The organism is Ignavibacteria bacterium (assembly GCA_016707005.1).
Taxonomy (GTDB): domain Bacteria; phylum Bacteroidota; class Ignavibacteria; order Kapaibacteriales; family Kapaibacteriaceae; genus UBA10438.
This window is the reverse complement of the sequence record JADJIQ010000005.1, coordinates 1,272,576-1,298,929: the sequence shown is the minus strand read 5'-3', so window position 1 is coordinate 1,298,929 and position 26,354 is coordinate 1,272,576. Positions and strand designations below refer to the sequence as shown.

20 protein-coding genes, 4 tRNA genes and 1 pseudogene are annotated in these 26,354 nt (G+C 53.7%); 5 read left to right on the top strand and 20 right to left on the bottom strand.

Annotation, left to right across the window (positions count from 1 at the left end; all coding sequences use genetic code 11):
* Window positions 1-27: 27 nt before the first annotated feature.
* The 11 genes from rpoB to IPI29_13845 form a co-directional block, all read right to left on the bottom strand.
* Complete coding sequence (gene rpoB / locus IPI29_13895) at window positions 28-3,855, bottom strand: DNA-directed RNA polymerase subunit beta (protein ID MBK7413637.1); 3,828 nt, start codon at window positions 3,853-3,855, stop codon at window positions 28-30.
* A 177-nt stretch (window positions 3,856-4,032) separates the two neighbouring features.
* Window positions 4,033-4,407, bottom strand: coding sequence for a 50S ribosomal protein L7/L12 (rplL, locus tag IPI29_13890; protein ID MBK7413636.1), 375 nt, complete (start codon window positions 4,405-4,407; stop codon window positions 4,033-4,035).
* Between the two features lie 81 nt (window positions 4,408-4,488).
* Window positions 4,489-5,013 carry a 50S ribosomal protein L10 gene (locus IPI29_13885; protein MBK7413635.1) on the bottom strand — a complete coding sequence of 175 codons (525 nt, stop codon included), beginning with the start codon at window positions 5,011-5,013 and terminating at the stop codon, window positions 4,489-4,491.
* An 88-nt stretch (window positions 5,014-5,101) separates the two neighbouring features.
* On the bottom strand, window positions 5,102-5,800 hold the full coding sequence (locus IPI29_13880) for a 50S ribosomal protein L1 (GenBank protein ID MBK7413634.1): 699 nt from the start codon (window positions 5,798-5,800) through the stop codon (window positions 5,102-5,104).
* A 93-nt stretch (window positions 5,801-5,893) separates the two neighbouring features.
* Window positions 5,894-6,319 (bottom strand): 50S ribosomal protein L11, encoded by a 426-nt coding sequence (gene rplK, locus IPI29_13875; protein MBK7413633.1) that lies wholly within the window; start codon window positions 6,317-6,319, stop codon window positions 5,894-5,896.
* A gap of 56 nt (window positions 6,320-6,375) precedes the next feature.
* Window positions 6,376-6,939 carry a transcription termination/antitermination factor NusG gene (gene nusG / locus IPI29_13870; protein ID MBK7413632.1) on the bottom strand — a complete coding sequence of 188 codons (564 nt, stop codon included), beginning with the start codon at window positions 6,937-6,939 and terminating at the stop codon, window positions 6,376-6,378.
* Between the two features lie 14 nt (window positions 6,940-6,953).
* Window positions 6,954-7,136: a preprotein translocase subunit SecE gene (secE, locus tag IPI29_13865; protein ID MBK7413631.1), complete on the bottom strand. Its 183-nt coding sequence runs from the start codon at window positions 7,134-7,136 to the stop codon at window positions 6,954-6,956.
* 26 nt (window positions 7,137-7,162) lie between these two features.
* Window positions 7,163-7,235: transfer RNA gene (locus IPI29_13860), tRNA-Trp, on the bottom strand.
* A gap of 95 nt (window positions 7,236-7,330) precedes the next feature.
* Window positions 7,331-7,403: transfer RNA gene (locus IPI29_13855), tRNA-Thr, on the bottom strand.
* A 78-nt stretch (window positions 7,404-7,481) separates the two neighbouring features.
* Window positions 7,482-7,554 (bottom strand) — tRNA-Gly (locus tag IPI29_13850).
* A 24-nt stretch (window positions 7,555-7,578) separates the two neighbouring features.
* Window positions 7,579-7,660, bottom strand: a tRNA-Tyr gene (locus tag IPI29_13845).
* Between the two features lie 98 nt (window positions 7,661-7,758).
* Between IPI29_13845 and IPI29_13840 the strand changes: the two genes are divergently transcribed.
* Entirely contained in the window at window positions 7,759-8,922 is a 1,164-nt protein-coding gene (locus tag IPI29_13840) for an acyltransferase (protein ID MBK7413630.1), read from the top strand.
* A gap of 126 nt (window positions 8,923-9,048) precedes the next feature.
* On the opposite strand, the gene carA is transcribed toward IPI29_13840, so the two are convergent.
* Window positions 9,049-10,164 carry a glutamine-hydrolyzing carbamoyl-phosphate synthase small subunit gene (gene carA / locus IPI29_13835; protein ID MBK7413629.1) on the bottom strand — a complete coding sequence of 372 codons (1,116 nt, stop codon included), beginning with the start codon at window positions 10,162-10,164 and terminating at the stop codon, window positions 9,049-9,051.
* A gap of 7 nt (window positions 10,165-10,171) precedes the next feature.
* On the opposite strand from carA, the pseudogene IPI29_13830 reads away from it, so the two are divergent.
* Window positions 10,172-10,826: pseudogene (locus tag IPI29_13830) on the top strand (HNH endonuclease).
* Between the two features lie 73 nt (window positions 10,827-10,899).
* On the opposite strand, the gene IPI29_13825 reads toward IPI29_13830, so the two are convergent.
* The 4 genes from IPI29_13825 to IPI29_13810 all read right to left on the bottom strand — a co-directional run bounded on the left by IPI29_13825 (window position 10,900) and on the right by IPI29_13810 (window position 17,538).
* Window positions 10,900-11,613, bottom strand: coding sequence for a hypothetical protein (locus tag IPI29_13825; protein MBK7413628.1), 714 nt, complete (start codon window positions 11,611-11,613; stop codon window positions 10,900-10,902).
* 31 nt (window positions 11,614-11,644) lie between these two features.
* Entirely contained in the window at window positions 11,645-12,025 is a 381-nt protein-coding gene (locus IPI29_13820) for a T9SS type A sorting domain-containing protein (protein ID MBK7413627.1), read from the bottom strand.
* A gap of 2,534 nt (window positions 12,026-14,559) precedes the next feature.
* Window positions 14,560-16,137, bottom strand: a complete 1,578-nt coding sequence (locus IPI29_13815) for a DUF1501 domain-containing protein (GenBank protein MBK7413626.1) — start codon at window positions 16,135-16,137, stop codon at window positions 14,560-14,562.
* Window positions 16,138-16,146: 9 nt separating this feature from the next.
* Window positions 16,147-17,538, bottom strand: a complete 1,392-nt coding sequence (locus IPI29_13810; GenBank protein ID MBK7413625.1) for a DUF1800 domain-containing protein — start codon at window positions 17,536-17,538, stop codon at window positions 16,147-16,149.
* A 105-nt stretch (window positions 17,539-17,643) separates the two neighbouring features.
* Between IPI29_13810 and IPI29_13805 the strand changes: the two genes are divergently transcribed.
* Genes IPI29_13805 through IPI29_13795 form a run of 3 tightly spaced genes read left to right on the top strand, consistent with a single transcriptional unit; the run spans window position 17,644 to window position 22,086 of the window.
* On the top strand, window positions 17,644-20,172 hold the full coding sequence (locus IPI29_13805) for a YfhO family protein (protein ID MBK7413624.1): 2,529 nt from the start codon (window positions 17,644-17,646) through the stop codon (window positions 20,170-20,172).
* Window positions 20,169-20,771, top strand: a complete 603-nt coding sequence (locus IPI29_13800) for a hypothetical protein (GenBank protein ID MBK7413623.1) — start codon at window positions 20,169-20,171, stop codon at window positions 20,769-20,771. Before IPI29_13805 ends, IPI29_13800 begins: the two co-directional genes overlap by 4 nt.
* Before the next feature lies 1 nt (window position 20,772).
* Window positions 20,773-22,086, top strand: a complete 1,314-nt coding sequence (locus IPI29_13795; protein ID MBK7413622.1) for an aspartate kinase — start codon at window positions 20,773-20,775, stop codon at window positions 22,084-22,086.
* On the opposite strand, the gene IPI29_13790 is transcribed toward IPI29_13795, so the two are convergent.
* The 4 genes from IPI29_13790 to IPI29_13775 are packed head-to-tail and all read right to left on the bottom strand — an operon-like array spanning window position 22,067 to window position 26,292.
* The gene (locus IPI29_13790) at window positions 22,067-22,708 is read right to left on the bottom strand and encodes a glycerol-3-phosphate acyltransferase (protein ID MBK7413621.1); all 642 of its coding nucleotides are present in this window, start codon (window positions 22,706-22,708) and stop codon (window positions 22,067-22,069) included. The genes IPI29_13795 and IPI29_13790 overlap by 20 nt on opposite strands.
* Entirely contained in the window at window positions 22,705-23,574 is an 870-nt protein-coding gene (locus IPI29_13785) for a sugar ABC transporter permease (GenBank protein ID MBK7413620.1), read from the bottom strand. The genes IPI29_13790 and IPI29_13785 overlap by 4 nt, the downstream gene beginning before the upstream one ends.
* On the bottom strand, window positions 23,561-24,190 hold the full coding sequence (gene maf / locus IPI29_13780) for a septum formation inhibitor Maf (GenBank protein MBK7413619.1): 630 nt from the start codon (window positions 24,188-24,190) through the stop codon (window positions 23,561-23,563). Before maf ends, IPI29_13785 begins: the two co-directional genes overlap by 14 nt.
* The gene (locus IPI29_13775) at window positions 24,190-26,292 is read right to left on the bottom strand and encodes an OmpA family protein (GenBank protein ID MBK7413618.1); all 2,103 of its coding nucleotides are present in this window, start codon (window positions 26,290-26,292) and stop codon (window positions 24,190-24,192) included. The genes maf and IPI29_13775 overlap by 1 nt, the downstream gene beginning before the upstream one ends.
* Window positions 26,293-26,354: the final 62 nt, after the last annotated feature.

Here is a 26,354-nt window from a genome sequence, read left to right as displayed (position 1 = left end):
CTGTTCAGTGGGACGTGGGCATCAAGCTCAGTCGAGCTTGACGTCCAGACATAGACCCTGCAGCTCGCGAACGAGCACGTTGAATGACTCCGGAATGCCAGGCGCCGGCAGGTTTTCGCCCTTTACAAGCGACTCGTACATCTTTGCACGACCCTGCACGTCATCCGACTTCAGTGTCAACATTTCCTGAAGCGTGTGCGCTGCGCCATAGGCCTCAAGCGCCCACACTTCCATCTCCCCGAGACGCTGACCACCGAATTGGGCCTTACCGCCAAGAGGTTGTTGTGTGATGAGCGAGTATGGCCCGATGGAACGAGCGTGGATCTTGTCTTCCACAAGGTGGGAGAGTTTCATCATGTAGATGATACCAACCGTTACCTCGTTCTGGAAGGCTTCGCCGGAGCGACCATCATACAGGATCGTCTTCCCCGTGCGAGGAAGATTGGCCTGCTCGAGATAGTCACCTACCTGATCCCACGTTGCGCCGTCGAAGATCGGTGTAGCGAAGTGCACACCTAGCTTCTTGGCAGCCCATCCGAGAGCGGTCTCGTAGAGCTGACCCAGGTTCATACGCGAAGGCACGCCGAGCGGGTTGAGCACAAGGTCAACAGGAGCGCCATCCGGAAGGAACGGCATGTCCTCGAGCGGAACGATCTTCGATACGATACCCTTGTTACCGTGGCGACCGGCCATCTTGTCACCAACTTGAAGCTTGCGCTTCTTGGCTACATAGACCTTTGCCATCTGCAGGATACCCGGTTGAAGTTCATCACCGGCAGCGATCTTGTTACGCTCGATACGGCCATCCATCATGATGTCGTTACGGCGTGTTTCGTAGTTCTCAAGGAGCTTGCGAAGCAGCTTCATCGTCTTCTTCTCGGCAACCCAATCCTGCTCAACATTCACTGCTGATGGGATAAAGGCGCCGGCTTCGAACTTCGCTGCGAATTCCTTAGCCGCGAGTTTCGCGCCGCTGCGGAAGATCGTTGTATCATTCGAAGAGCGAATACCGAGGCTGGTTTCGCCATCGAGAAGTTCACCGATACGCTCAACACAGTCGATATCAAGGGCACGGAGTGCCTGTTGCTCGCGCTTTGTGATGAGGTCCTGGCGCTTTTTCTCTTCGAGACGGAATTCGCTGTCGCTCGTAAGAACGCGACGTGCGAACAGCTTCGTATTAATGGCCGTACCCTTGAGTCCGGGAGGTGCCTTGAGCGATACATCCTTCACATCGCCGGCCTTGTCGCCGAAGATGGCGCGCAGAAGTTTTTCTTCCGGCGTTGGATCCGTTTCGCCCTTCGGCGTGATCTTTCCGATGAGGATGTCACCTTCGCGGATCTTTGCGCCGATGCGGACGATACCGCGATCGTCGAGATCCTTTGTGGCTTCTTCACTCACGTTCGGAATTTCACGTGTGAACTCTTCTTCACCGCGCTTTGTGTCGCGAACTTGAAGCGTGTACTCTTCGATGTGGATGGACGTGAATACGTCCTCTGCCACCATGCGCTCGCTGATCACGATAGCATCTTCGAAGTTGTACCCGCGCCATGGCATGAAGGCCACCATCACGTTACGTCCAAGAGCGAGTTCGCCCATGTCCGTTGAAGCACCGTCGATAAGGGGCTGACCCTTTTTCACACGCTGACCCGCCAGCACGATCGGGTGCTGATTGATGCAGGTGTCTTGGTTGGTACGGTAGAACTTGTGGAGGTTGTAGGTGATCGTTCGGTCGTTGTCGAAGGAGATAAGCTTCTCGTCACCGGTCCGCTTATCATCATACTTCACACGAACGAAGTCTGCACATACGTACTCAACAACTCCGTCATCTTCTGCAAGGACCATGGCGCGCGAGTCGCGAGCGACACGTGCTTCCATACCGGTACCAACAACCGGGGCTTCCGGACGAAGGAGCGGCACGCCTTGGCGTTGCATGTTCGAACCCATGAGTGCACGGTTAGCATCATCGTGTTCGAGGAACGGAATAAGAGCGGCAGCAGCGGAGGTGATCTGATCGGTGCTGACCTCGATGTAGTGCACTTCTGTTGGGTGAACCACCTTGTAGTCACCACTCAAACGTGCCTTTACAGTCTCGCCCAGGATCTTACCCTTCTTGTCCATGGCTGTAGAAGCCGGGATGATGATCAGCCCTTCTTCTTTGTCAGCCGGCAAGAATTCGATGTCTTCCGTGCAGATACCATTCACAACCTTGCGGTATGGCGTCTCAATGAAGCCGAACTTGTTCACGCGAGCGTGAATAGCGAGCGACGAGATCAGACCGATGTTTGGTCCTTCCGGCGTCTCGATCGGGCAAAGGCGACCATAGTGCGTGTAGTGAACGTCACGTACTTCAAAGCCGGCGCGCTCACGCGTAAGACCACCAGGTCCGAGAGCCGAGGTACGACGCTTGTGCGTGATCTCGGAGAGCGGATTGGTCTGATCCATGAACTGCGATAGCTGGTTCGTTCCGAAGAACTGATTGATCACGCTTGTGATCGTACGGGCATTGACGAGTTCGCTTGGCGTGATGTTCTCGCTATCGCGAACGCTCAAACGCTCCTTGATCGTACGCGCCATACGCGTAAGACCGAGGTTGAATGTTGCTTCAAGTTGCTCGCCAACGGTACGGACGCGACGGTTCGAAAGGTGGTCGATATCGTCCACCGGAACCTTGGCATCACGTACGTCGATGAGATACTTCACGATCGAAACGATGTCATCAACGGTAAGCGTTGTCACATCAAGAGGAACGGCCATGCCGAGCTTCTCATTGATGCGATAGCGACCTACAACGCCGAGGTCATAGCGCTTCGGATTGAAGAACAATTTCTCAAGAAGGCCCCATGCTGTATCCAGATCCGGTGGATCGGATGAACGGAGCTGACGGTAGATCGTTTCGAGAGCGTCTTCGCGCGTGCGCGAAGTGTCCTTCGCAAGGGTCTTGGCGATGATCGGCTCGTCGTTCGTGTTCTCGTACTTGTAGATGCGGATCGACTCCACATCGGCGTTCAGAAGACGCTGAAGCAGGTCTTCATCTACGATAAGGTCGCGCTGAGCCACGATCTCGCCTGTTGACATATCGACTGCATCTGCGGCGATACGACGACCGAGGAACTCATCCGTCATCTTCTTCACCGGAACATCCGTTGTGAGGTCGAAGAGGTTGAGAAGATCCTCATCACTTGAATACCCAAGAGCGCGAAGCAGCGTAGTGACCGGGAACTTCTTCTTGCGGTCGATGTACGCATACATCACGTCATGGATGTCCGTTGTGAATTCGACCCACGACCCCTTGAACGGGATGATGCGTGCCGAATAGATCTTGGTACCGTTCGGGTGCACAGCTTCATCAAAGAAGCAGCCCGGTGAGCGGTGCAACTGAGCAACCACTACGCGTTCCGCGCCATTGATGATGAACGTGCCGCGCGGAGTCATCGCCGGAATCTGACCGAGGTATACCTCTTGGTCGATCGCTTCGATGTAGTCCTCGGAGCTTGGGTCCGCTTTCGACGAAAGGCGAAGTTTCGCCTTGAGCGTCTTGGCGTACGTCAGCTCGCGCTCGCGACATTCCTCTTCGGAGTACTTCGGCTTTTCGACGAGGTACTCAAGGAAACTGAGCTCGTAGACGCCCGAGTTGTCCTCGATCGGGAAGTTGCTTTCGAACGCACGCTGCAAACCGATGAAGCGGCGCTCGGACGCGTTTACGTCTTCCTGATGGAAGTCGTGGAAAGAATCGATCTGAATGCCAAGGAGGTCTGGGTACGTTGATTCCGATTCGATCGTCCCGAACGAAACTCGTTCGCGAAGACGCGGTAGCGGAAGCTGGTACAGTGACGTGTCCAGGGTTGATCCATTCATGGAGTTGGCTCCCGAATGCTTAGAAAAGTAGAACCTATCGATCGATGACCGTGTGGTTGTGTGACCGAACATGGTCGATCAGCGGTCGATAAGCCCCTTGAACAAGAATTGTCCTAAGACAACAACGCCCGAGACGGTACAAACGACCGTCCCGGGGCTGTTTTTGAGTTCTGCTGATTACTTGAGTGTAACCTTGGCGCCTGCTTCTTCGAGCTTCTTCTTGAGAGCTTCGGCATCGGCCTTCGGTGCGGCTTCCTTGACGATCTTTGGAGCGCCTTCTACGAGGTCCTTTGCTTCCTTGAGGCCAAGACCGGTCACTTCGCGTACAACCTTGATAACGTTGAGCTTTTGTGCACCAGCGTCTGTGAGTTCTACGTCGAATTCCGTCTTCTCTTCTACTGCTGCTGCGGCTGCGCCAGGGGCTGCGGCCATCATCATAGGAGCAGAAGCTGTTACACCGAACTTGTCTTCGAGTGCCTTCTTGAGGTCGGCAGCTTCAACAAGTGTAAGGGCACCGATCTTTTCTACGAGTTCATCAACGATTGCTGACATGTTGTTCTCCACTTTTGGGATGATTGTTATTCGTTCGTGATACAGATGGTGATGCCGCAATGGACATCACGCTCAGAAGGATTACGCAGCCTTCTTCTTTGCGACCTCTTCCACGAGGGATGCCACATCGCGCATAACGGCATTGATGCTTCCAACGATACCCGAGATCGGGGCGTGGATGCTGCCTATCATTGCGGAGATGAGGTCCTCACGTGTTGGGAGCTCGGACACTTGCTTGAGTTGCGTGCCATCGAATACCTGACCTTCGACCACCGCCACCTTGAGCTTTGGCTTTTCGCCCTTCTCAAAGTATTGACGAATGATCTTGGCCGGGGCGATAGGGTCTGCACCTCCGAAGATCACTGCCGTCTGACCTGCAAACTTCGAATCCTCGATATCGTAGCCACCGACGTCAGCAAGAGCGCGAATGATGAGGGTGTTCTTAGCAACCCGCATCGTGACGCCCTTCTTCCGTAGCTCGTTGCGGAACGCTTGGTCCGTTGCAACGGTCATACCGGTGAAGTCCACGAAGTAGAGGCTCGTTGCTTCGCGAAGCATGTCCGCGAGTTCAGCGACGACGACCTTTTTTTGCTCTTTCGTGATCATAAACCTGTTGATTATGGTTTCGTCGGCAATTCAACACATCCGAAGACGCGTTAGAAGCTTGAATCGCCAACAATGCGTAATAGTTGAATTAAAGGTCAGCGCCCAGGGATTGTTCGTCTACACGAACACTTGGTCCCATTGTGGAGCTGAACGAGATGCTCTTGACATACTTGCCCTTGGCTGATGACGGCTTGGCACGGATAACCGTACCAACGAACAGCTGAACATTGTCTACGAGCTTGTTAACGTCGAACGAGCACTTACCCACCGAAGCGTGGATGTTTCCGGCCTTGTCCACGCGGAACTCGATCTTACCGGCCTTCACTTCGGCAACTGCCTTGGCTACATCGAACGTAACCGTGCCGCTCTTCGGATTTGGCATCAAACCGCGAGGTCCGAGTACGCGACCGAGCTTACCAACCTCACCCATCACATCCGGAGTTGCGATGATGATGTCGATATCTGCCCAGCCCCCTTGAAGCTTCTCGATATACTCGGAGAAACCTGCATAGTCCGCACCGGCATCGAGAGCTTCCTTGTCCTTCGGGCCTTTTGCCACAACAAGAACTCGAACACTCTTACCTGTACCGTGTGGAAGTGCAACCGTACCGCGAACGAGCTGATCTGCCTTACGCGGATCAACGCCGAGGTTCATTGCTACTTCGAACGACTCGTCGAACTTGGCTGTGGCATTTGTCTTGACGAGTTCAACAGCCTTCTTGAAATCATGAGCAAGCGCGCGATTGATCGACGCAGCTGCCTTCTTGTATCGCTTCCCTTGTGCCATGGGGAGAATCCTTTGTGTTGTGCGAGCGGCCGTCCCGAAGACAGCCTCCAACGTTTTGAGAGTTTCGTTGTTTGTAAGGAATGTGAAAGGGGCTTAGCCTTCCACAACGATGCCCATCGAGCGTGCTGTTCCTGCGATCATGCTGATGGCACTCTCTTCAGTTGCACAGTTGAGATCCTGCATCTTGATCTTGGCGATCTCGGCGAGCTGCTCGCGCGTGACCTTGCCAACCTTGTCGCGATGCGATTGGGCAGAACCCTTTGCAACGCCCGTGGCCTTGATGAGGAGGATGGAGGCAGGAGGAGACTTGATCTCAAACGTGAAGCTCTTGTCGCTGAAGAACGTAACAAGAACCGGCAGGATCATGCCCGGCTGCTTGGCCGACTTCGCATTGAACTGCTTCACGAATTCCATACCCGGGAGACCGCGCTGTCCGAATGCCGGACCTACGGGAGGCGCCATCGTTGCTTCACCTGCTTTAAGCTGAAGCTTGAAGGTGCCCATGACTTTCTTTGCCATGATGTATATCCTTTCGTGGTCTGCGGCGGATCTTCACCCGCCTCCCACTCTATGTGTTAATGGTTTTCCAATTCGACTTGTCCAAAATCGAGTTCGATCGGCGTCTTGCGACCCAGGATCCCGACTTCGACCTTGAGTTTCTGCTTTTCGATGTTGATCTCTTTGACCGTTCCGTTGAAGTTCGCAAACGGTCCGTCGATCACCTTTACGGGATCGCCTTCGCGGAATGCCGTCTCAACAGTGGAGATGTCCTTGCGTTCCTCTACGCGGCCAAGGATCCGGTCCACTTCGTCCTTCTGCAATGCCTGCGGTTCCGTCTTGGTCCCAACAAAGCTCACAATGGACGGAAGCGAAAGGATCACTTCCTTGAGGCGCTTGTCCAATGACAGCTCCACAAGGATGTACCCCGGAAGGAAATTCTTGACCTTCGTGCGACGCTTGCCGTTGCGCACTTCGTACACCGTTTCCATAGGGATCACGATGCTGCGAACACGGTTCTCCAACCCGAGACGTTGCATCTCAAGTTCAATAGCCGTCTTCACCTTAGCCTCGTGGCCGGTGAAGGTGCGAAGGGCGTACCACTTCGGTTCGATCGTCTGTGTCTGCGCTGCGTCAAGCATTGCTTGGTCCTGCCTCAGTAGATCGACTTCATGACGAATGTCATGCCTTGATCGATGATGAACACAATAGCGGCGATGATCAAACACGTCACCACTACTACCATTGTGCTCTCTTGCAGCTGGTCACGGGTTGGCCAGGAGACTTTCTTCATCTCCTTGTTCACTTCCGTGAAAAACTGACGTATGCCTTCTATCATCTTGCATCTCCGATGCGTGAAATGTGCACGGGCGGCAGGATTTGAACCCGCGGCCTACGGTTTTGGAGACCGCCGCTCTACCAGCTGAGCTACACCCGTGTATTCGTCACTCCGTCACTTCGTCACTTCGTCACTCCGTCACTTCGTCACTTCGTCACTTCGTCACTTCGTCATTCCGTCATTCCGTCAACTCGAGCTGATGACCGGGATTGAACCGGTGACCTCCACCTTACCAAGGTGGTGCTCTACCAACTGAGCTACATCAGCATTCAGCTTGCCAGAGACACCAAAGCCCTTCGGCAAACGACCACAAATGGCCACTCACGTCAGGGTCTGACATCATCGAGCGGGAGACGGGACTCGAACCCGCGACCAACAGCTTGGAAGGCTGTGACTCTACCAACTGAGTTACTCCCGCGTTCTGACCTGTATCCGCATGATGTGGGCAGGGAAGGATTCGAACCTCCGAAAGCGATGCTAGCAGATTTACAGTCTGCCCTCGTTGGCCACTTGAGTACCTGCCCGAATTGTCAGAGCCGACAAAGTTAGGGGACAGGAGTCGTTATTCCAAATAGAGATGAGGGATAAGGGGCTAGGGAATGGGTTCTGCCTAAATTGCCCGATGCCCCGCCCCCCAGTTCCAACCGCACGAACCCCAATACCCGAGCTCACGGGTCTTAGGACGATCGCAGCAGGGCTGGTCTTTGCCGGGCATGTTCTGGAGCCTCATGCCGCCTGGACGCCGCTGTTTGTCCAATTCGGCTGGGTTGGGGTGAACATCTTCTTTGCCCTCTCCGGCTTCTTGTTCACCAAACTCTACATGGAAGAGCTGGAACAAGGGACGTTCTCCTACCGGACCTACATGGTCAAGCGGGTCATCCGCATCTATCCGGTCACCACCCTAGTACTCATTGCCTCCATCATTGGCTCAGGTACGGTGTATTGGGTGGATGCCTTGGCCCATTTTACGCTCATCCATGGCTGGTTTCCGCAATTCCGATCCACGATCAACGCCCCGATGTGGACACTCACGGTAGAAGAATCGTTCTACCTGGTTTCCCCGGTTGGGATCTTCCTGGCTGCCGGCCTCTCACGGATGTGGAGCAGGTATACGGTCCGCAAGGACCACAAAATGATCTGGCTTCAACTCGCAGCCCTCCTCCTTGTGCTCTGGATCTTCTCGTTCGCTCTTTCTAGGGGGCTTGTCCTGCACTATTTGGAGACGAGACTGTTCCTTGTAGACACCTGGGACAACGGCGCCTACACATTCACATTCTTGGGTCGACTCTCAGATTTCGTTGCAGGCATGCTCGCCGCTGTGGCGATGCGCCACACGGCATCGGTGCAGCAACGCGCTACCGGTATTTCCCTCGTGCTCGGGACCGCCCTGATGTTCGCCTGTATCGTGTTCATCGACTCCGTGGGCGGCCCCGTCCTCATGGCAAAACACAAGATGGGTATCGTTGCCGGACACACCATTGCACTTGCCAGCGCCTTGATCATCATTGGAGTACAGGGAAACAACCCCGTCCGGTGGATCCTCTCCCGTCGGTGGATGGTCCTCCTCGGCAACGCTTCGTTCTCGCTCTACCTCATTCACTTCATGCCTATCCCGGGCATGCCACAGCTTAGCTTGGGTATTCAAACAACCCTGGAAGCTGCCGGTCTTCACCCCGTGGCAGCATGGGCCTTGAACTACTCGGCTCTTAACGCTGTAGCTATCGCCATCTTCCTGCTGTTTGAACGGCCAACATCGAAGTACCTGCGCAAACGGGCTTTCCGTTAGGCTTCTACAAGCGCCTTCTGCAAGCGCCTTCTGCAAGCGCCTTCTGCAAGCGCCTTCTGCAAGCGCCTTCTGCAAGCGCCTTCTGCAAGCCTGGTAACTCAGTAACTCCGTAATTGAGTACCTGCCTTACATCATCCTCACAAACTCATCGAACAGGTAGTCTGAATCGTGTGGTCCGGGGCTTGCTTCAGGGTGGTACTGCACTGCGAAGGCCGGCATATCGGTGAGGGCGATCCCGGCGCAAGTATTGTCGTTGAGGTTCACGTGGGTCATGATGGCATTTGCTGGCAGGGTAGCAGGGTCCACGGCGAAGCCGTGGTTCTGCGATGTGATCTCGATCGAGCCGGACTTCATATTCTTTACGGGATGGTTTGCCCCTCGGTGACCGAACTTGAGTTTATACGTGGTAGCGCCCACAGCAAGAGAGAGGATCTGATGTCCAAGGCAGATACCGAAGATCGGCTTCTTTCCGAGAAGGTCCTTCACGGTCTGGATGGCAACGGTCACGGCCGAAGGGTCTCCGGGGCCGTTGCTAAGGAACACACCATCTGGTTCATACGACAAGATCTCCGCAGCCGTAGCAGTGGCCGGAACCACTGTCACATCGCAGCCGTGGTGGCTCAGGCGACGCAGGATGTTCCGCTTAATTCCAAAGTCCATGGCTACAACTCGCTTGCGTGAGCCTGCTCCTCGCTGTTCCGGACGATAATCCCATTCAGTCTCTTCCCCATTGGCCCAGTGGTAAGGGGCTTGCGTGGTCACAAGAGGAGTGAGATCAAGTCCATTCATGGACGGGATATTGCGAGCCCGCTCCACAAGCTCCTTGTGATCCAGGTTCTCTCCGTGAGCGATCACACACCGCATAGCCCCCTCGGTTCGAAGGATGCGTACGATCATCCGTGTGTCCACGCCCTCGATACCGGCAATGGTGTTGGATTCGAGATAACTCTGGAGCGAGCGGTTTGCACGGAAGTTGGAGACAACTGGAGATAGCTCGTGCACCACCAGGCCAGAGGCTTGGATGCCGGAAGACTCTACATCATCTTCATTCACACCGTAGTTGCCGATATGCGGGTAGGTGAACGTGACCACCTGCCCCTTGTACGAAGGGTCTGTGAGCACTTCCTGATAGCCCGTCATTGCGGTATTGAACACCAGTTCACCAGAGCATTCTGCTCCGATGGCACCAATGGCCTCCCCCTCGATGGTCATGCCGTTTTCAAGGGCGAGAACTGCCGTCATCCGTGACATGGAGATCCTTAGGTTATCAGTGCGAAAAAGGCGTGCGAAAATACCTTTTGTATCCTATTTTTCCTGCAGGAGAATTGCCTTCAGCACCACATTTGCTCAGTTTCGCCACGATCAGACCGGTCGGCAGGAGACCGCAGTATACCTGTCGCTAAATTCTAAGGTGCTGATCCTGAATCAATCATACGAACCGATTAGTGTCTGTTCGACAAAAAAAGCACTGCTTCTCCTGTTCCTTACAAAAGCCGAGATCGTAGAAGAACGTTCGAGCAGCGTTGTGAGGACCGTGCGAGAACGCTACCCATTTCCATCAGTCATCCGACTCTCTGCCTACCTTCGAGTTCCGTTTCGCAAGATCGAACTCTCACGCAAGAACATCTTGCGAAGAGACGGCTTCAGATGTCAATACTGCGGAAACAACCATCCGCCCCTTACCGTCGATCACATCATACCACGCTCTCGCGGCGGCAATGATACATGGGAGAATCTTACGTGCGCGTGCGTGAGATGCAACAACAAAAAAAGGAAACCGCACGCCGGACGAAGCCCGCATGCGGTTGATGTCTGTTCCGAAGAAGCCACACCCCGTTCTCTTTCTCAAACACTACCTCGGCAAGGTGGAAGAGACGTGGAGACCATATTTGTTTATGGACTAGTTAATGTGCTAATGTGCTAATGTGCTAATTCAATATTCCAATTAGCACATTAGCACATTAGCACATTAAAATTCTAACGCTTTTTGTTCGAACGAAACGCTTCCTTGATGTTGTTGTCGATCTTGGACTCGTTCTTTGAGTCTGCAGGATCGAGGATCTCGCCGTCCTTATAGAACGTTGATCGCGCATCGAACATGAGGGACAGAATCAGCGGCGAAGCGTCACTGGCAGTTATTGACGGCTCAAACTTGATGGTGATGTTCGACGTAGCGTCGCTACGATAAACAAACCGCTCACGCACGCCGTTACGAACCAACCAACCTTCGATGATCGATGTGTACCGGTCGCCGGTCACAAAGTCACGGAAGATCGTGTCGTTTGTATATGATGGCACTTCGCTGGACGAGAACCGATGGATCTCCCATTTGATCTTATCGTAGGTACCGTTTGGAACAGAAGAGGAAGCTACAAGGCGCGTGCCCGTGCTGTCGGCCACATAAAGGAATGGCTCAAGCTTGATCTTTTTGTCGTTCGTTGAGTCGTTTGTATCTGCACTGTTATCCGGATGAAGGATCATACGGGACACAAGTACGCGAACCTTTGTGACGGTGATCGAATCTATGATCGATCCGCCTTGCACTCTATCGGAAGATTTGGCGAATGAGCTTACAGTTGGGTTGGATAGCGACGATTCAACCGTGACGGTACTATCCGTGGATGTGGTATCGCCAGAGCATGCGAACACGAAAAGAGATGCTGCGATAGCAACGGCTGTTAGGAAACGCATGGGATGGCCTTATGGGAGATGCGACAAGCTGTTAGCGGACGATAATTGGAGTTGTACCGAGAACGGTTGTCCCGTTCAGCACAGTCACCATATATGCGCCCGCTGGGAGCCTAGACACATCCATAGAGACGTTTGTTCCAGTTACTGCGTGAACAAGCACCTCTGCCCCAGTCACATCACTTACTCGAACACGAGAAGCCCCCACGGGGAATTCAATGTTGAGGTTGCCTCCATCGATCGGATTTGGTGAGACGCGCACACCATTCGATTCTTCAGCCACGTCAACACTCGTTGCTTGACGAACGAATACCAGGCGGTACCATGGCGTGGCGTACTGTTCGGTATTGATCGTTGCCGTGAATTTTCCCGCCTGACCTACGGTCAACAATGATCGGGGCGCCGGAAGAAACACCTGCGCTTGTGAGTGGGTAGAGTTTCAGAGTGTCGAACAACGGAGCAGTGAGAGTGATCCGCATAGTGACGCCCTCCATCTGCATTGGCCCCTTGCCCCACGTTGTGAATTCCTCCGTTTCGCGGTTGTATTGCGTTCCTTCATTTAGGGCTCGGGTGCTGATCGCAAGTAAACTGGACGAAGACTCAATGATCGGATCGTTGGTCAGTGATGAGATCGATATCGTTGGTGCAGCACTTCCAGCGGTTTGCTCAACGATCATGGACTGCAACGTCGTGATCTGACCACTCCCACCCCCTGTGAGACTTATGTACCGCGGTGTTTCAACACGCAACGTGCCACGTGTTGCATCCCAGAAGATCTGTTCGTTCTCTGCATCGAGGGCGGCAACATCAACCTGATCGCTCAATGCGGAGATCTCTCGATGTGGAAGGAAGGACTCTGTTGGAGCTACTTCCGGGTTCATCGCGACGCGCCTAAATAGTGGCATCCTTGCGTCTGGTGCAATACTCAATGAGAACGCTTGCTGAACATGGAAACGGGGTTGATCGAGAGCTTCTTGCGCATTATCGATCACGATCTCCTTTGCCGAGGTCACTACATCGCCCCTTCTCATCATTGACGATGTGAGTGGGAGAAGACTCAGGACATTCGGCTTGTCGAAGATGTACCAGTACGAGTTCGAGTCCGCCTTTGCAGCTCCTGCTCTCGGCGATTCGGTAAAGATCCCGAAGAGAATACCATCCCAATCTTGAAGGCCGGCATAGGCCGGAAGGACCGTCATCATTTCTGGTTGGTACGCACGCGGATATGCAGTGCCTGCAAAGGACATAACGAAGGCCTTGCCCTTGATCCGATTCTGTGCTGCAGCGTAGATCGTACCACCATACTGTTCTGCAAGCATGGAGTTTGTGGAATTGCGCCAATCAGTGGACGAGAATACATCATACTCACGAGCTGCATTAAGCTCGAAGAACGAGGTAATTCTCGTTGAAGGACACATCAAGACTTCGCTCTTGATCGTATCACGAACGAGCTTCCGAACATTGAGGAACATCGATCGGAGTTGCTCATAGTTGAAGGTCGCATTGTCCTTGTACCGTGTGTTCGAAACATCACCAGCAAGCGCTAGGCTGCGAGGCACGGAATTGCGCTCGACGCTCTCTCCGGCTCGTAAGCCCGATGTTGGGATCTCACGCATCTGAACATCATCAACGAAGACGTCACCACTATCGGCACCCAGGAAGAAGGCGAGATTCGCAGTGGACTCATCAGTTGCACGAGAAACAAACGTGATGGTGTATTGTTTCCATGCAGGCGTGAGGACCACCTCATCATTCACCCCGTAGTTGTCGTATGGGAACGAGCTGTTGTAGAGGTACATCAACATCGACCTCGTACCACGCTGAGGAGTGGTTTTTGCCCAAAACGTCAACTGATATCTACCGAATCGTTTGATCTCGGGAAGCCGTTGATAGAGATAGATCGAATACATGATGGTTGGTTCACCGAGTGAATTGATCCGGACACGACCAGAAGACGAACCTTCCTTCTTATCTGCATCACTGTATTGCAGGATCGCCTGAGCGCCGGATTCGGTATTCACTCCAAGCTGCCATGCGGCACTGAACGGATCCTCAAAATCACCATTGCGGATCATGTTCGCTGTAGACGCGGGCGTTGTTGTCCACGCAGTATTCAAGGCCGCATCGGTTGTGTATCCCTTCTTCTTGAGCCACGATATCCACAGCGAGTCGATCAATGCAACATGTTCCGACCCCATGTTGTTCGTGTATGAACCGTTCGGTCGAACAACATCGCCGGTATAGAGCCAATACGCAATCAACGAAGCATCCTCTGCTGCAATGATGTACGCGAGGGCAGGGTCGTCTTTGTACGCAATACCAGTATACATGTTGGAATGTTCAAGGAGGAGTCTGACGATCTGACGGTGGACCTTCTGGACAGCGGCATCGAAGATGAGCGGCATTCTCGCGCCCCATCCTAGAGAGTCGGGCTGACGTATCCCATCACCTGCACGTGGTTGCCACACAGAATGAAACGTGAACACGTAATACACGCCGTTCTCACGGAGCTGGTGCATGAACCAATCGAACTTCTTCATCTGTGTTGCGCTCAATCCTGAGCTTGTAGACGATGCTCCATCGGCGAGAATGCTGATCCCCTCCCACGCACTATAGTCGAACGTTGAGAATCGAACGCAATTGATACCCAGTGATCGGAATCGCTTTGCCATTGAGATCGCCTGAGCGCTATCTGGCCACTGACCGTTCCACTGAAGGTTTGTGCCAACAATGCGTAGTCGTGTGCCATCGGCAAAACCCAGATGCCCTTCGGATGTGAGTTTCACTCGCCCCCTACTACCAGCCTTCTCAAAGGGGATCCCAAGAAGCGAAGTGTCGAGGTTCACATTCTCATCGATCGAGAAGGCATAGGGATTGGGAAGGGGCTGAGCATGGGCACTCAGTGCAATACACAGGACCATGACAAGGAGGACAAAGCGGATCATTCGATCACCGAGTAATGTTCACAAAGGTGTGGGTAACGGCACGGTCGGCCTTGAGCGTTAGGACGTACGTGCCCGAGGTGAGACCGCTGAGGTCGATGGTGCCAACGCCGGTCCAACTATCGATGGAGGACGTCCGAAGTTCTTTACCACGCATGTCGCTGACTGTAATAGCTGCACTTGCCGTGGAATCAACCCGCACGCGCACAACAACATGGTCCACTGCTGGATTAGGACCAACGCTGATGAAGCCAACACGAGATGACGATTCATCTTGCACGCTCACCGGACTCTTGAATAACGGCAGTGCTTTTGAGCTGAAGTCGCGGAACAATACATCCTGCGCCTTTGTGGTTGAGACACCGAACCACTGCAGAAGTACACTGGCATACACATCACGATAGTCGTTCTCCATGAGGAGATCGCCACGATCATCGAGTTCCATCAAGTTTGGATCCTTACCATAGACACCGCCGTTCACTTGCGCACCGAAAACGAAGAGAGGTGCGGCTGTACCGTGGTCAGTACCTACGCTGCCGTTTTCAGCAACTCTACGTCCGAACTCGGAGAAGGTCATGCCCGAGATCTTGTCACCAAACCCGCGGTTCTTCATGTCCTGCATAAAGGCCGACACAGCACCGCTGAGTTCACCAAGAAGTCCGGCATGGGCACCCAACGTTGGGTCCGTTGTGGAGGTTTGGTTGGCATGGGTATCGAAGTTGTTGCCGGCCCAGGAGATCAAGAAGATCCGCGACTTCAAGCCACCGGCAACTAACTGCGATACTACGCGAAGTTTTGCACCGATATCCGACGTCGGATAGGTAACCGTTGAGGTCCCTGCATCATCGTTTGCCTTTTTCACGACTGACGCATACACATCGGCACTGCGTGCGATGTTGCGCATGAACGTCACTTCACGTCCGGCCGGAGTATCACCTTGCGCGCTACTTGGGACTTCCTCGTTGCCCCCTCCGCCATTCACGAGACGGTAGAATTCATCCGGGTCTCGGAAGCTGATGCCCATTGGGCCGGTGGTTCCAAGCAGTCCAAGAGATGTTGATGTACCGATCTGAACTGCCAATGGATGTTCCGGAAGTTCCGTTGGATAGTTCGGAGCAAGGGTCTGCATATACCGTCCAACCCATCCCGTGGAGCCGAACACATCGGCATCTGTTGCTGTGAGCCAGATATCAGTACCTCGGAAGTGTGATCTATCAGAGTTCGGATAGGTCACACCCTGAACAACGGCGAGCTCGCCCCCTTCAAAGAGATCTCGCATGCCCGACATCGCAGGATGCCAACCCAACGTGTCGTTGAGCTTGAGCGCCTTGTTCTTTGGGATACCGATCGTTGGGCGGTTTTCGTAGTACAACGGATTCGTATACGGTATCACCGTATTGAGTCCATCATTGCCACCCGGCAATTGGATCAAGACCAAGATCCGATCCTGTGCTTCGAGCAACTGTTCGAGTCGTGGGTCGCCCCCTGCCAATGCTCGTACGGCGAACGAATCGATCATCGTTGGCAGTGTGGTTACGGCCACTCCGGTGAGTCCAGCCGTGCTAAGGAATTTTCTGCGGTTCATGATTGCTCCTTACATCAACTGGAATTCGGGCATACGGACGATGGCTTGCAACAGGAACTTCACACGTTGGACGGCGGACTGAGCGTTGATGTCCCATTCATAGGCCTGGGCACCGGCGAGCATGATCTCCAGTAGGACGTCACGCTGTTCCTGGGTAGTTGGAATTGGCAGGAGAAGTTTGGTGACGTTCTCAACCACCTTTACAGCATCGTCGTTGTTTGGTAGACTTCGAATAAGTGCCACTACATCCGGCGTCAACGGGGCTCCTGCACTGTCCGTGAGTTTCGACGAGCTGCCTGTTTGACGTCCATCAATGAAGCTCTCGGCATATCGCTGGCGTTGAGGGAAGGTTGAGCTCGTGATCCATGCATGGTGGCCCTTCCAGCCTTCCACGGTAGGCGGATAGTAGGGCTCTTGCGTCAATTTGGTCATTGACGAGATCGCATACGTACGGTCAACATTGGTTGCATTGAGTACCGAGGCCAAGCCAACCACGAGATCTGCCGGACTCTTGATGAGTGCACCGCGACGTGCAGGGTCGAAGAAATGATTCGACACAAGCAGAGTTCTCAAAACAGGCTTCAGATCATAGGAATGCTGCTTCACAAGTTCTGCTACAGCTTGAATATCTTCGGCACTTGGAGCGAACTCAACAAAGGTCATGAGCAGTTTGCGAGCAACCCAACGTGCACAGGCATCTTGCTCAAACGTGATACGAACCACATCGCCCCATTCCCACGATCCTGTCTGACCGAGAACGGTCTTTTCGCCGAGATCTGCAAGCCCACGATTATAGACACCATCATTCCCTGAGATACGCCATCCGGTAAAGGCGCGGGCAGCCTCCACTACATCTCGCTCAGAATAATTCCCCACACCTAACGTGAAGAGTTCGAACCATTCGCGTGCGAAGTTCTCGTTCGGATTTCCCTTGATGCTTTGATCCCCACTCAGGTAGCGGAGGATCGCTGGGTCTGAGACCATACTTGTGGCGAGCGCCTTGAAATCGAATGCCTGTGCTCGGATGGTCTGGCTCTGTTTCACCATCCATTGTCCGGCATAGACCGTGATATAGTCCGTGGAGAACGTATTCTGCCACAGCATCACGAGCCGCTCCCGTAGCGATGGAAGCGTGATGGCCCTATTCATCCACCATTGTTGAAGCTCAGGCCACAATTTAGCAGCAGCGGCAAAGTCATTGAATTCCGGAGGCGTACCGGCCCATGATGGAGGTGTTGGAGGGGGCTCCACGGCATCGATCAGAGCATTAACGGCTTCAACCGGTGTTTTTCCGACGATCGCTGCTGCGGTCGCCCACGTTGGGTGGAGTGTTGTTCTCCGTATCACGTGCATTGCATCTTCCACGTTCAGTGGACTTGTGCGTGGTGCGAGATCGATCATACCCAGCCTATGGCGTAATGGTGAGGTCGTTCATCCTGACTGTCTTGAACCCTGAACATACGTACTTTTGCCTTCTTACGAATTCTCTTCCACGGAGCCCCCTTCATGGCATCTGAAGCCACCAAGAGACCAGCCGGTATCAATAAAGAGCGATATGCGGACCTCGCTGCCTATGGCGCGATCCTCGTCGCCGTTATCGCCTTCTTTGCCGACGCGTTGTTCGGCGGTAAGAACTTTATGAGTGGAGGCGACAACGTGGCCTTTTACTCGTTCGTTCCCTACCTCGATGCCGCAAAGAAGAGTGGGGAGTTCCCACTGTGGATGCCCTACATCTTTGGCGGTATGCCATCACTCGCATCGTTCCTTGCTGCCGGCGAACGGTCGTGGGACGTTCTTGGCGGTTTGATCTTCTCCATACCTCGTGCCATTGGCGACATCTTCGGCAACGACACGGCACGATTGGCCATGTGGTACACGATCTACGGCTGGGGCGTCTACACCCTCATGCGCGTAAAGGGTCACACCCGTGCGATCGGCGTGTTCTCCTCGCTCGGCGCCATCTTCAGCACGTTCGTCATCGTTTGGATCATGATCGGACATAGCACGAAGCCGGTCTCCATGGCCACGCTTCCATGGATCCTCCTCGCTCTTGAGCGCATGCGCGAACGATTCACTCTCGCAAACCTCTTTCTCCTGATCCTCCCCCTCATCGTCCTCGTTACAGCAACGCACCCGCAGATGATGTTCTACATCGGCTGTGGTACGGCACTCTACCTGCTCGTGGAGCTGGTCACTCGCATCATCACCAAGCAGGGATGGATCAACGTATTGAAGGCAGGGGGCGGACTGGCCATTGCCGGTGTGATCGCGCTGGGTACCCATGCCGACATGTTCCTTGCAACGAGGGAGTACACGCCGATCTCCACGCGGGGTTCGGCACCGTTGGTGCAATCCGACAAGAACACGGTTGACCAAACGGGTGGCAATGATTACGAATACGCCACGAACTGGTCGTTCTCTCCCGACGAGATGATGACCTTCCTCATCCCGAACTACTATGGGTTTGGGCAAACCTCTGTAAAGGCACCTGGGCAAACCAAGGAACAACGAACAAATCTCTACTGGGGTCAAATGCCCTTTACAGACGCCGCCAACTACATGGGGATCGGCGTATTACTCTTAGCCATAGTAGGAGCATGGAACTATAGGAAGGATCCGTTCGTGATCTTCCTCATAGCCGTTGGCGCCTTCTCTCTTCTGTTGTCCTTCGGCAAGAACATGCCGTTGTTGTACAAGATCTTCTACGATGTTGTGCCGGCCTTTAACAAGTTCAGAGCCCCTTCCATGGCGTTGTGTTTGTTGCAGTTCGCAATACCAGTGCTTGCCGGATACGGGCTTGCCTCTGTCTTTGCTTGGTCATCGAATGTCACAGCCGAAACCAAACGTAAGGGGCTTATCATTGGCGGTGCATCGCTGGCCGTGTTCGCCATCATGTTCCTGTTCGCAAGCGACGAAGGTGATTACAAGCAGCTCGTGAACGATGCGGTCATTGAGAAGCAGGGTGGTCGTGCGGGTGAAAGTGTATCACCACAATTCCTGCAGCTCGTGTATAACGAGATGAAGAGTGACGCTACTACGTCGGGGCTGATCCTCATAGCGTTCGGTGGGATCATCCTTCTTGTTGCCCGAGGCACGGTTAAACCAAATGTTGCGATTGCGCTCTTCCTTGTCCTGCTCGTTGGCGATCTATGGCGTGTAGACAAACGTCCGTACGATCCGCAGAAAGGTTCGCCGGAGAAGAATGTCTTTGCCTCAACAGACGTTGTAGAATTCATCAAACGCGATCCGGGTGTCTACCGTATCTGCGATCTCTCTAGCAGTGCAACGCCGAACTGGTGGGCCTATCACTTCGTTGAGAATGTGCACGGTTATTCGTCGGCAAAACTTCGCATCTATCAAGACCTGCTCGATGTTGCAGGTCCCGGCCCAACACGCGAGCCGGTGCCGGGCAATTCAATGATCCTGAACCCGTACCTGTGGAATCTCCTCAACGTGAAGTACATCGTTTCCTCTCAGCCCCTTTATCAAGGTGTTGAGCCGGCATTTCGCTCTGCCTCTACGGGAATGATGGTCTACATCAATCAGGATGTGTTGCCACGTGCCTGGTTCGTTGACACCGTTGTTGTTGAATCAAACAAACGGTCGATCCTTGACAAGTTGCGAGACGGCACGTTTGACGCACGAACAACAGCATATGTAGAGTCTGATTTTGCCGGACGTTCTTCACTCGGCACAGACAGTGCTTCATCAGCCCGCGTCACAGGCAAGGGCAATCAGCACCTTTCGATCGCTACTTCATCTGCTGCACCACAACTGTTGGTTGTGAGCGAAGTGTATTACAACGAATGGCATGCATATGTTGACGGCGTTGAAGTACCGATGATCAAAACCGACTTCGTATTGCGCGGTGTGAGCGTTCCTGCCGGCAAACACAACGTAGAGTTCAAGTTCATCAGTCCGGCCTTTGAACAAGGTCGCACGCTGAGTATGGCCTCGAATGCTGCAGCGATCCTTATCGGACTAGCCGGTCTCGGACTTTGGTACCGCAGGCGCAAGGAGTCTCCAACTGCATGACAACCGAAGAGCTGATAGAACGCGCCGAGAGCTCGATCGCTGAGAATCGATCTTTGACTATCTCGACAGAAGAACTCGTTGGAGTTACACCTGAACAAGCCGAACTTCTCCAGAAGAAATTCGGCTCACGTCTGCTCATGCATATGCCTGAGCACGAGATCGCATTTCAGGAGTGGCTCAAGGTGAATGATCACGTGGTCTGGAAGGACCTTTGGGATGACCAAGAGGACCCTCCGTACACCATCTCCCTTGCCTTCTTGCCTGACATGATCGGGAAACCAAATGAGGGGGCGTTCTTCATCTGCGATCTGCAGAACACGGACAACTACTTCTTTACGCCGGACATGCTGCTCGACAAAGAGTCAACAGACTTCGTTTCTGCCGTTCGCGATCGTTTTGTTGGCGGGCGCACGCTCTCACCCGAGCAAGCACTCACTGTTGAGATCTCAGCCGGTCCTACGGACATCTGGCACTTTGCCTATCGCAGAGGTGTGGATCTCGAACGCGCGAAGAAGGCCGTTGCGGCGCTGGTGGAAGACCGCATCATCGTGCATGTGCCGAAGGCCGATCATCTCTCGACACATTTCGACGTAGGCTGACATGCTCGTCATGAAGTTCGGCGGGACATCGGTCCAGGATGCCTCCGCGCTCCGTAAGGTAGCATCGATCGTAAGCAGTCACCCAGCCGAACCTGGCGGGGTGCTCGTGGTCATGTCTGCTACTTCCGGAACAACGAACTTGTTGTTATCCCTTGCCGAACGTGCCGGGCGCGGAGATGATATTGATGCCGAACTCGCCGGACTTGCAACTCGGCATACAGAGATCTTAGCAGAGCTTGCTCCTTCTGCCTCACCTGTTGATCTGATCCATGTCTTGAATGAATGCAAGGCCTATGCTCGAGCACTTCAGGTTCTAGGTGAGTGCACTGCTCAATCACTCGACCACATGGCATCGTTTGGCGAACGTCTGAGCACAACCATTCTCTATTCCGCACTTCGGTCAGAAAACACAGCGGCCATCTACTTCGATGTGCGCAATGTGATGCGTACGAATGACATCTTCTGTTCTGCAACGGTGAACATGCACGATACGCGGATCCTTTGTCAGCAACAACTCGCCCCCTTGTGCGCAACAGACTCTATTGTCATCACCCAAGGCTTTATCGGGTCCACGGCAGACGATCGAACAACTACGCTGGGCAGAGGCGGTTCCGATTACACAGCCGCCATTCTTGGCGCATCTTTGGCTGCTCGCGAGATCCAGATCTGGACCGACGTGAGCGGCGTGTATTCCACGGATCCTCGCATCGCATCGGACGCCACGCCTATTCCGGAGCTGTCTTTTGGTGAGGTTCGGGAGCTAGCACTCTACGGAGCCAAGGTCCTTCATCCGGACACCATCGCTCCGGCAGTGGAAGCACTCATTCCGGTCTGCGTTCTGAATACCTTCCGGCCGGATGATGCCGGAACTCGCATCGTTGCACATTCCCCATCCACCGCGGCTATTCACGCAGTATCCATTGTACGCGGATGTTCAATTGTGATGTGCAATGCTGTTGCAGCCACTCACATTCGGTCCGTTCCTGAGCTTGGGCGTGCGATCATCCTTGAGACCGAGACAGTTGAATCGGCCATGCTCGTAGTGAAATGTCCGGACGAGGAAGCGCTCCTTGCACTTGAAGTAGCGATCGCGGATGCTTCAGTGGCAATTCGCCCTACGTCTCTCTTAGCCGTGAGCGGTCCGCGTGTGAACATGCCTAGCATTTTCGCTGCTATCGCTTCGTCCGTGTCAGCATTCCAGGTCTATGCAATAGCCACCGGTGCCGCCGAACACACGATCTTTCTTGCCGTAGATGAGTCGCAGAGCAATGATGCATTGCGCGCGATACACGGGATCATTCCTCGTCATCAGTAAATGACATCGTCCGCAGAACCTCGCGGATGGGCTCGATGTGACGGATGAACAGCAAGAGCGACACTGCTGCAACAAACAACCGCATTTGCATTGGATCGTGACACACCACCAGCGTCGTGTCACGAATGACTCTGTCCGGCGTACTCCACGCAAGCACGGCTGTACCAATGATGGCCGTCATCGATCCAACGTGGACGTTCTTCTTGATCGCGAAGAACCCAGTGAGATACGTGATCCACCATACGATCAAGAATAGAGGGTCAACCATTGCAAAGACCCCTGTTGCTGTGGCCAGCCCCCTACCGCCCTTAAAACGGAGCAGGGCATTCCAGTTATGACCGAGGACTACAGCTGTGCCCGAAACAGCGACTGCCGCGAACCAATCACCATGAAGGAGTTGTGCTGCGTACACGGCCGCTACACCTTTCAGTGCATCAACAACACCTACGGTGATACTAAGCCACTTACTGCCGGACACATCGTAGACATTATGTGCTCCAACGTTCCCGGTACCTTCATTGCGGATGTCTTTTCCGTGGGTGAATTTCATTGCGATCCATGCCGTGGGGATACATCCGATGGCATAACCGATGAGACCAACAACGAGTAGCCCGAGATTCATGAACGCACCTTAAGGAGTCGCATTTGGATGAAGGAGATGGCCAGCAGAATCACAAAGACTATGTAGGCAAGTGCGCTGGCATAGCCCATCATATCCGATTGTTCGAACGCCTGATGATACACTTCATAGACAAGCGTTGATGTTGCACCAAGCGGACCGCCCTTGGTCATGATATAGATCTCCACGAAGATCTGGAAGGACTTGATGCTGTTGATGACCACAACGAACAACATGGTCGATCGAAGCATGGGCAGGGTGATGCGCCAGAACTGCTGCCACCGTGAGGCTCCTGCGAGGTCGGCTGCTTCATACAGATCCTTTGGTATCGCCTCCATACCGGCTAGGAACAGCACCATGTAGTAGCCAGTTGATATCCATACATCCATCGCCATGATCGAAGCCAAGGCTGAATTCTGATCGAGCAACCACCCTTGGGTTGGATGAGGCAGACCAAGCAAACCAGCGAGGACGTTCACATACCCATCACGTGCGTATAGATTGGTGAACACTAGGGCGATCACCACAAGCGAGGTTACCGACGGCAAGAAGTATGAGGCCCGGAAGAATGACGCGAGGGCAGGAGTTCGTTTACGAATAGCCGTTGCGAGCAACAATGCGAAGGCTGTAGTGAATGGCACTGTCCCCACAGTGAATACCGATGTGTTGCGTAGTGCTCGCCAGAACCCATCGTCGTTGAACGCCTTGAGGTAGTTATCGAATCCAATGAACAAGATCTGATTCGTAAGAGTGCGATACTCTGAAAAACTCAAGACAAGTGCATAGATCAGTGGATAGATCCAGAACACCACCAGTGTGATGATCCATGGGGCGAGCAATGCCCATGTATGAACGTTACGCCCGCGCATCTGCGATCTCCCGAACGAGGTGACGAAGCGAGGTGTACAGCAATTCTAGCGGCAAGCCCACGATGGTGTAGTAACATCCCTCTACACGAGAGACAAAGACCGCTCCAAAGTCGTCCTGAATTCCGTACGCGCCTGCTTTGTCAAGGGGCGAGCCTGATGCCACGTAGGCCTTGATCTCAGCATCATCTAGCTCCCGGAATGTGACCATCGTAGCACGTGAGGCAACCATGTGATGATGGAGTGGATCACTGGCTACCAACGCGATGCCTGTGTGGACGGTATGCGTTCTCCCGCTCAGCGTGCGAAGCATACGCACAGCATCATCTGCATCATGAGGCTTGTTGAGCACTTCGCCATCGAGCACCACGGTTGTGTCAGACCCGATCACGATCGACGGGCGCTCTGACATTTCAGCGCCGCGTTCGGCCTTCATTCGTGCGAGTCTCTGCACGTACTCGTCAGGTGGAAGTGCTGTATCAACGCTGTCTTCATCTACATCCGGAACCACTGTCGAGAAGCTCAGGCCAACGTGACGCAACAGGGCGGACCGGCGTGGAGATTGCGACGCCAAGACCAGTGGATACGGGATATGAAGCAGATCGTTGAGATGGATCATCATTTGCTCACAATGGTGAACTCCACCCGACGGTTCTGTTGACGACCTTCATCAGTTTCATTCGAGGCCGTTGGCTTCGTTTCGCCAAATCCTTTCGCAGTGAGTCGTGATGCATCGATCCCCTTTGCGATCACGTAGGTCTGCACACTGTTGATCCTGTCCTGCGACAACTTCATGTTGTCTGCATCTGCCCCAACATTGTCAGTATGTCCAGCCAATGCGATACGTATTGTGGCGTTCTTCTGGAGGAATTCAACAAGACGATCCAACTCCGGATACGACTCCGCACGCAGGTCATATTTGCCAACATCGAAGAAGACGTTGTTCAAGCGTATCGCAACATTCATCTTGATCGGCGTAAGGTAGAGATCGCGATCGGCCTCCACGTAAGTTCCCAGAGACCGTGCGTCGAACTGTTCGCTCAGGGCATAATACCCGTCTGCTTCAGCGCGGACTCCATACAAGGTCCCGTTCACGAGTCCAACACGATAGGTACCGTCAACCGCGCTCGACGTAGCAGTACCCACTAGTTTTCCGCTCGGAAGCGCCTCGTAAAACACATTTGCGGTAAGGGGCTTCTTGGTCTCTGCATCGAGCACACGTCCGCGGACCATGAGCAATGCGATAGGGCGCGCACCGGAAGGAAGCGGGATCGATATGATGTCGTCCTGGCCAAGAGAGTTCTTCGTTGAGCTGTAGTAGGCAGAATCGCCGCGCGAAGGGACCTGAATAAAGGTCTCATGCTCGTCGGAGTTCACTCCATTGCCGAGGTTCTCGGGTTCCGACCAATTCAGCCACGTATCATCTAGGCGACGTGTGACGTAGAGATCACGCCCGCCATAGCCAGGGTGGCCTGTACTGCTGAAGAACATTGTCTTTCCATCACCGGCAACAAAAGGCCCCATCTCCACGCCCTGCGTATTGATCACGGGGCCAAGATTCTTTGGTTTCGACCACGTGTTGTTTGCCTGACGGAAACACACGTAGAGGTCATTACTGCCAATCGATTCGCCTGTCTGAATCGACGTGACGAGTACCGAACCGTCAGGAGACATATGCGAGTTCACATAGGCATTAAGGTTCTCGTAATCATCGATCGGCATATTCACCGGTGCGGACCAGCCGTCCTTGGTGCGAGTCGAATACGATACGCCCTTCCCCATAGATCCGTCACTCTCGTATGTTCCTTGCAGGAACAGTGTGTTCAGATCCTGTGTAACGGCGATCGCGAAGTTATTCCCCTCGTTGTTGATAGGCGCACCGAGGTTCTTTGGTGTTGACCACGATCCACCCGACGTCTTTGTCGTGACCCAGATATCACGCTTATCCTTGGTAACGTTGCCATCGTGATCCTTGCGACTGAAGTAGAGGACGGACCCATCGGATGAGATGCAGTCAACGGATTCGTCAGCCGTACTATTGAGCTGCGTGCCGAGGCTTACTGGCTTCACATTCGGGTCGACACCCGACACCGGACGGACCGGCTTTGGCTCCCATTGTTTGATCTCGATGTCATCAAGCTCAACGGTCTGTGCACCATAGTAGATGACACCTTGCTTTGAGCCGAACACTCGGAAGTACGAGGCCGTCATCGTTACTATGGCCTTGCCGTTCACATATCCGGAGATCGCATCGTTCTCCTTTCTTACCTCAAGGACATTCCACTCACCCTGCGGATTCACGTTCTTTGCCGTGGTCCACTCATCCACATCTTCGTACGTGCCTTCCTTCATGCGTCCAATGCGGGCACGACCATCGTCACGAATGATGAAGTGGTAGATATTCTGAACATCCTCAGCATTGAAAGCGATGCCATAGGCGTGTTTCTCTTCGCCACCTACCTGACGTATACGCATCTTGATCGACCAGTTCCTCCACGCGTCGAGAGGGACAGACTCCGAAAAGTATCGGAATCCGTTGTCGTCCGTTTCCTCGTAGCGCAGAACGCCATCCTCTGCCTCGACCGTACAATTCCCATCCGACGTTTCGCCCGTGAACCATCCACCTGCATCATCGAATGTTCGTTTGATAAGCGTTCGCTCTTGAGCTATGCCAATTGCATAACAAGTGCTGAAAACGAGAAGGATCGCAAGGAATCGCATTGTTGGCCCTGAAAATGTTCATGCGAACATAGGGCACACGGAGCTACCGTAGTTAACGCATC

Coding starts and splice junctions, on each gene's coding strand:
- rplL (MBK7413636.1), bottom strand. CDS start 4,407: ATGTCAGCAATCGTTGATGAACTCGTAGAAAAGATCGGTGCCCTTACA.
- rplK (MBK7413633.1), bottom strand. CDS start 6,319: ATGGCAAAGAAAGTCATGGGCACCTTCAAGCTTCAGCTTAAAGCAGGT.
- IPI29_13800 (MBK7413623.1), top strand. CDS start 20,169: ATGACAACCGAAGAGCTGATAGAACGCGCCGAGAGCTCGATCGCTGAG.
- IPI29_13785 (MBK7413620.1), bottom strand. CDS start 23,574: ATGCGCGGGCGTAACGTTCATACATGGGCATTGCTCGCCCCATGGATC.
- IPI29_13815 (MBK7413626.1), bottom strand. CDS start 16,137: ATGAACCGCAGAAAATTCCTTAGCACGGCTGGACTCACCGGAGTGGCC.
- nusG (MBK7413632.1), bottom strand. CDS start 6,939: ATGCTTGACGCAGCGCAGACACAGACGATCGAACCGAAGTGGTACGCC.
- IPI29_13840 (MBK7413630.1), top strand. CDS start 7,759: ATGCCCCGCCCCCCAGTTCCAACCGCACGAACCCCAATACCCGAGCTC.
- carA (MBK7413629.1), bottom strand. CDS start 10,164: ATGACGGCAGTTCTCGCCCTTGAAAACGGCATGACCATCGAGGGGGAG.
- IPI29_13795 (MBK7413622.1), top strand. CDS start 20,773: ATGCTCGTCATGAAGTTCGGCGGGACATCGGTCCAGGATGCCTCCGCG.
- IPI29_13805 (MBK7413624.1), top strand. CDS start 17,644: ATGGCATCTGAAGCCACCAAGAGACCAGCCGGTATCAATAAAGAGCGA.
- maf (MBK7413619.1), bottom strand. CDS start 24,190: ATGATCCATCTCAACGATCTGCTTCATATCCCGTATCCACTGGTCTTG.
- IPI29_13825 (MBK7413628.1), bottom strand. CDS start 11,613: ATGCGTTTCCTAACAGCCGTTGCTATCGCAGCATCTCTTTTCGTGTTC.
- IPI29_13810 (MBK7413625.1), bottom strand. CDS start 17,538: ATGATCGATCTCGCACCACGCACAAGTCCACTGAACGTGGAAGATGCA.
- IPI29_13790 (MBK7413621.1), bottom strand. CDS start 22,708: ATGAATCTCGGGCTACTCGTTGTTGGTCTCATCGGTTATGCCATCGGA.
- IPI29_13775 (MBK7413618.1), bottom strand. CDS start 26,292: ATGCGATTCCTTGCGATCCTTCTCGTTTTCAGCACTTGTTATGCAATT.
- rpoB (MBK7413637.1), bottom strand. CDS start 3,855: ATGAATGGATCAACCCTGGACACGTCACTGTACCAGCTTCCGCTACCG.
- secE (MBK7413631.1), bottom strand. CDS start 7,136: ATGATAGAAGGCATACGTCAGTTTTTCACGGAAGTGAACAAGGAGATG.
- IPI29_13885 (MBK7413635.1), bottom strand. CDS start 5,013: ATGATCACGAAAGAGCAAAAAAAGGTCGTCGTCGCTGAACTCGCGGAC.
- IPI29_13880 (MBK7413634.1), bottom strand. CDS start 5,800: ATGGCACAAGGGAAGCGATACAAGAAGGCAGCTGCGTCGATCAATCGC.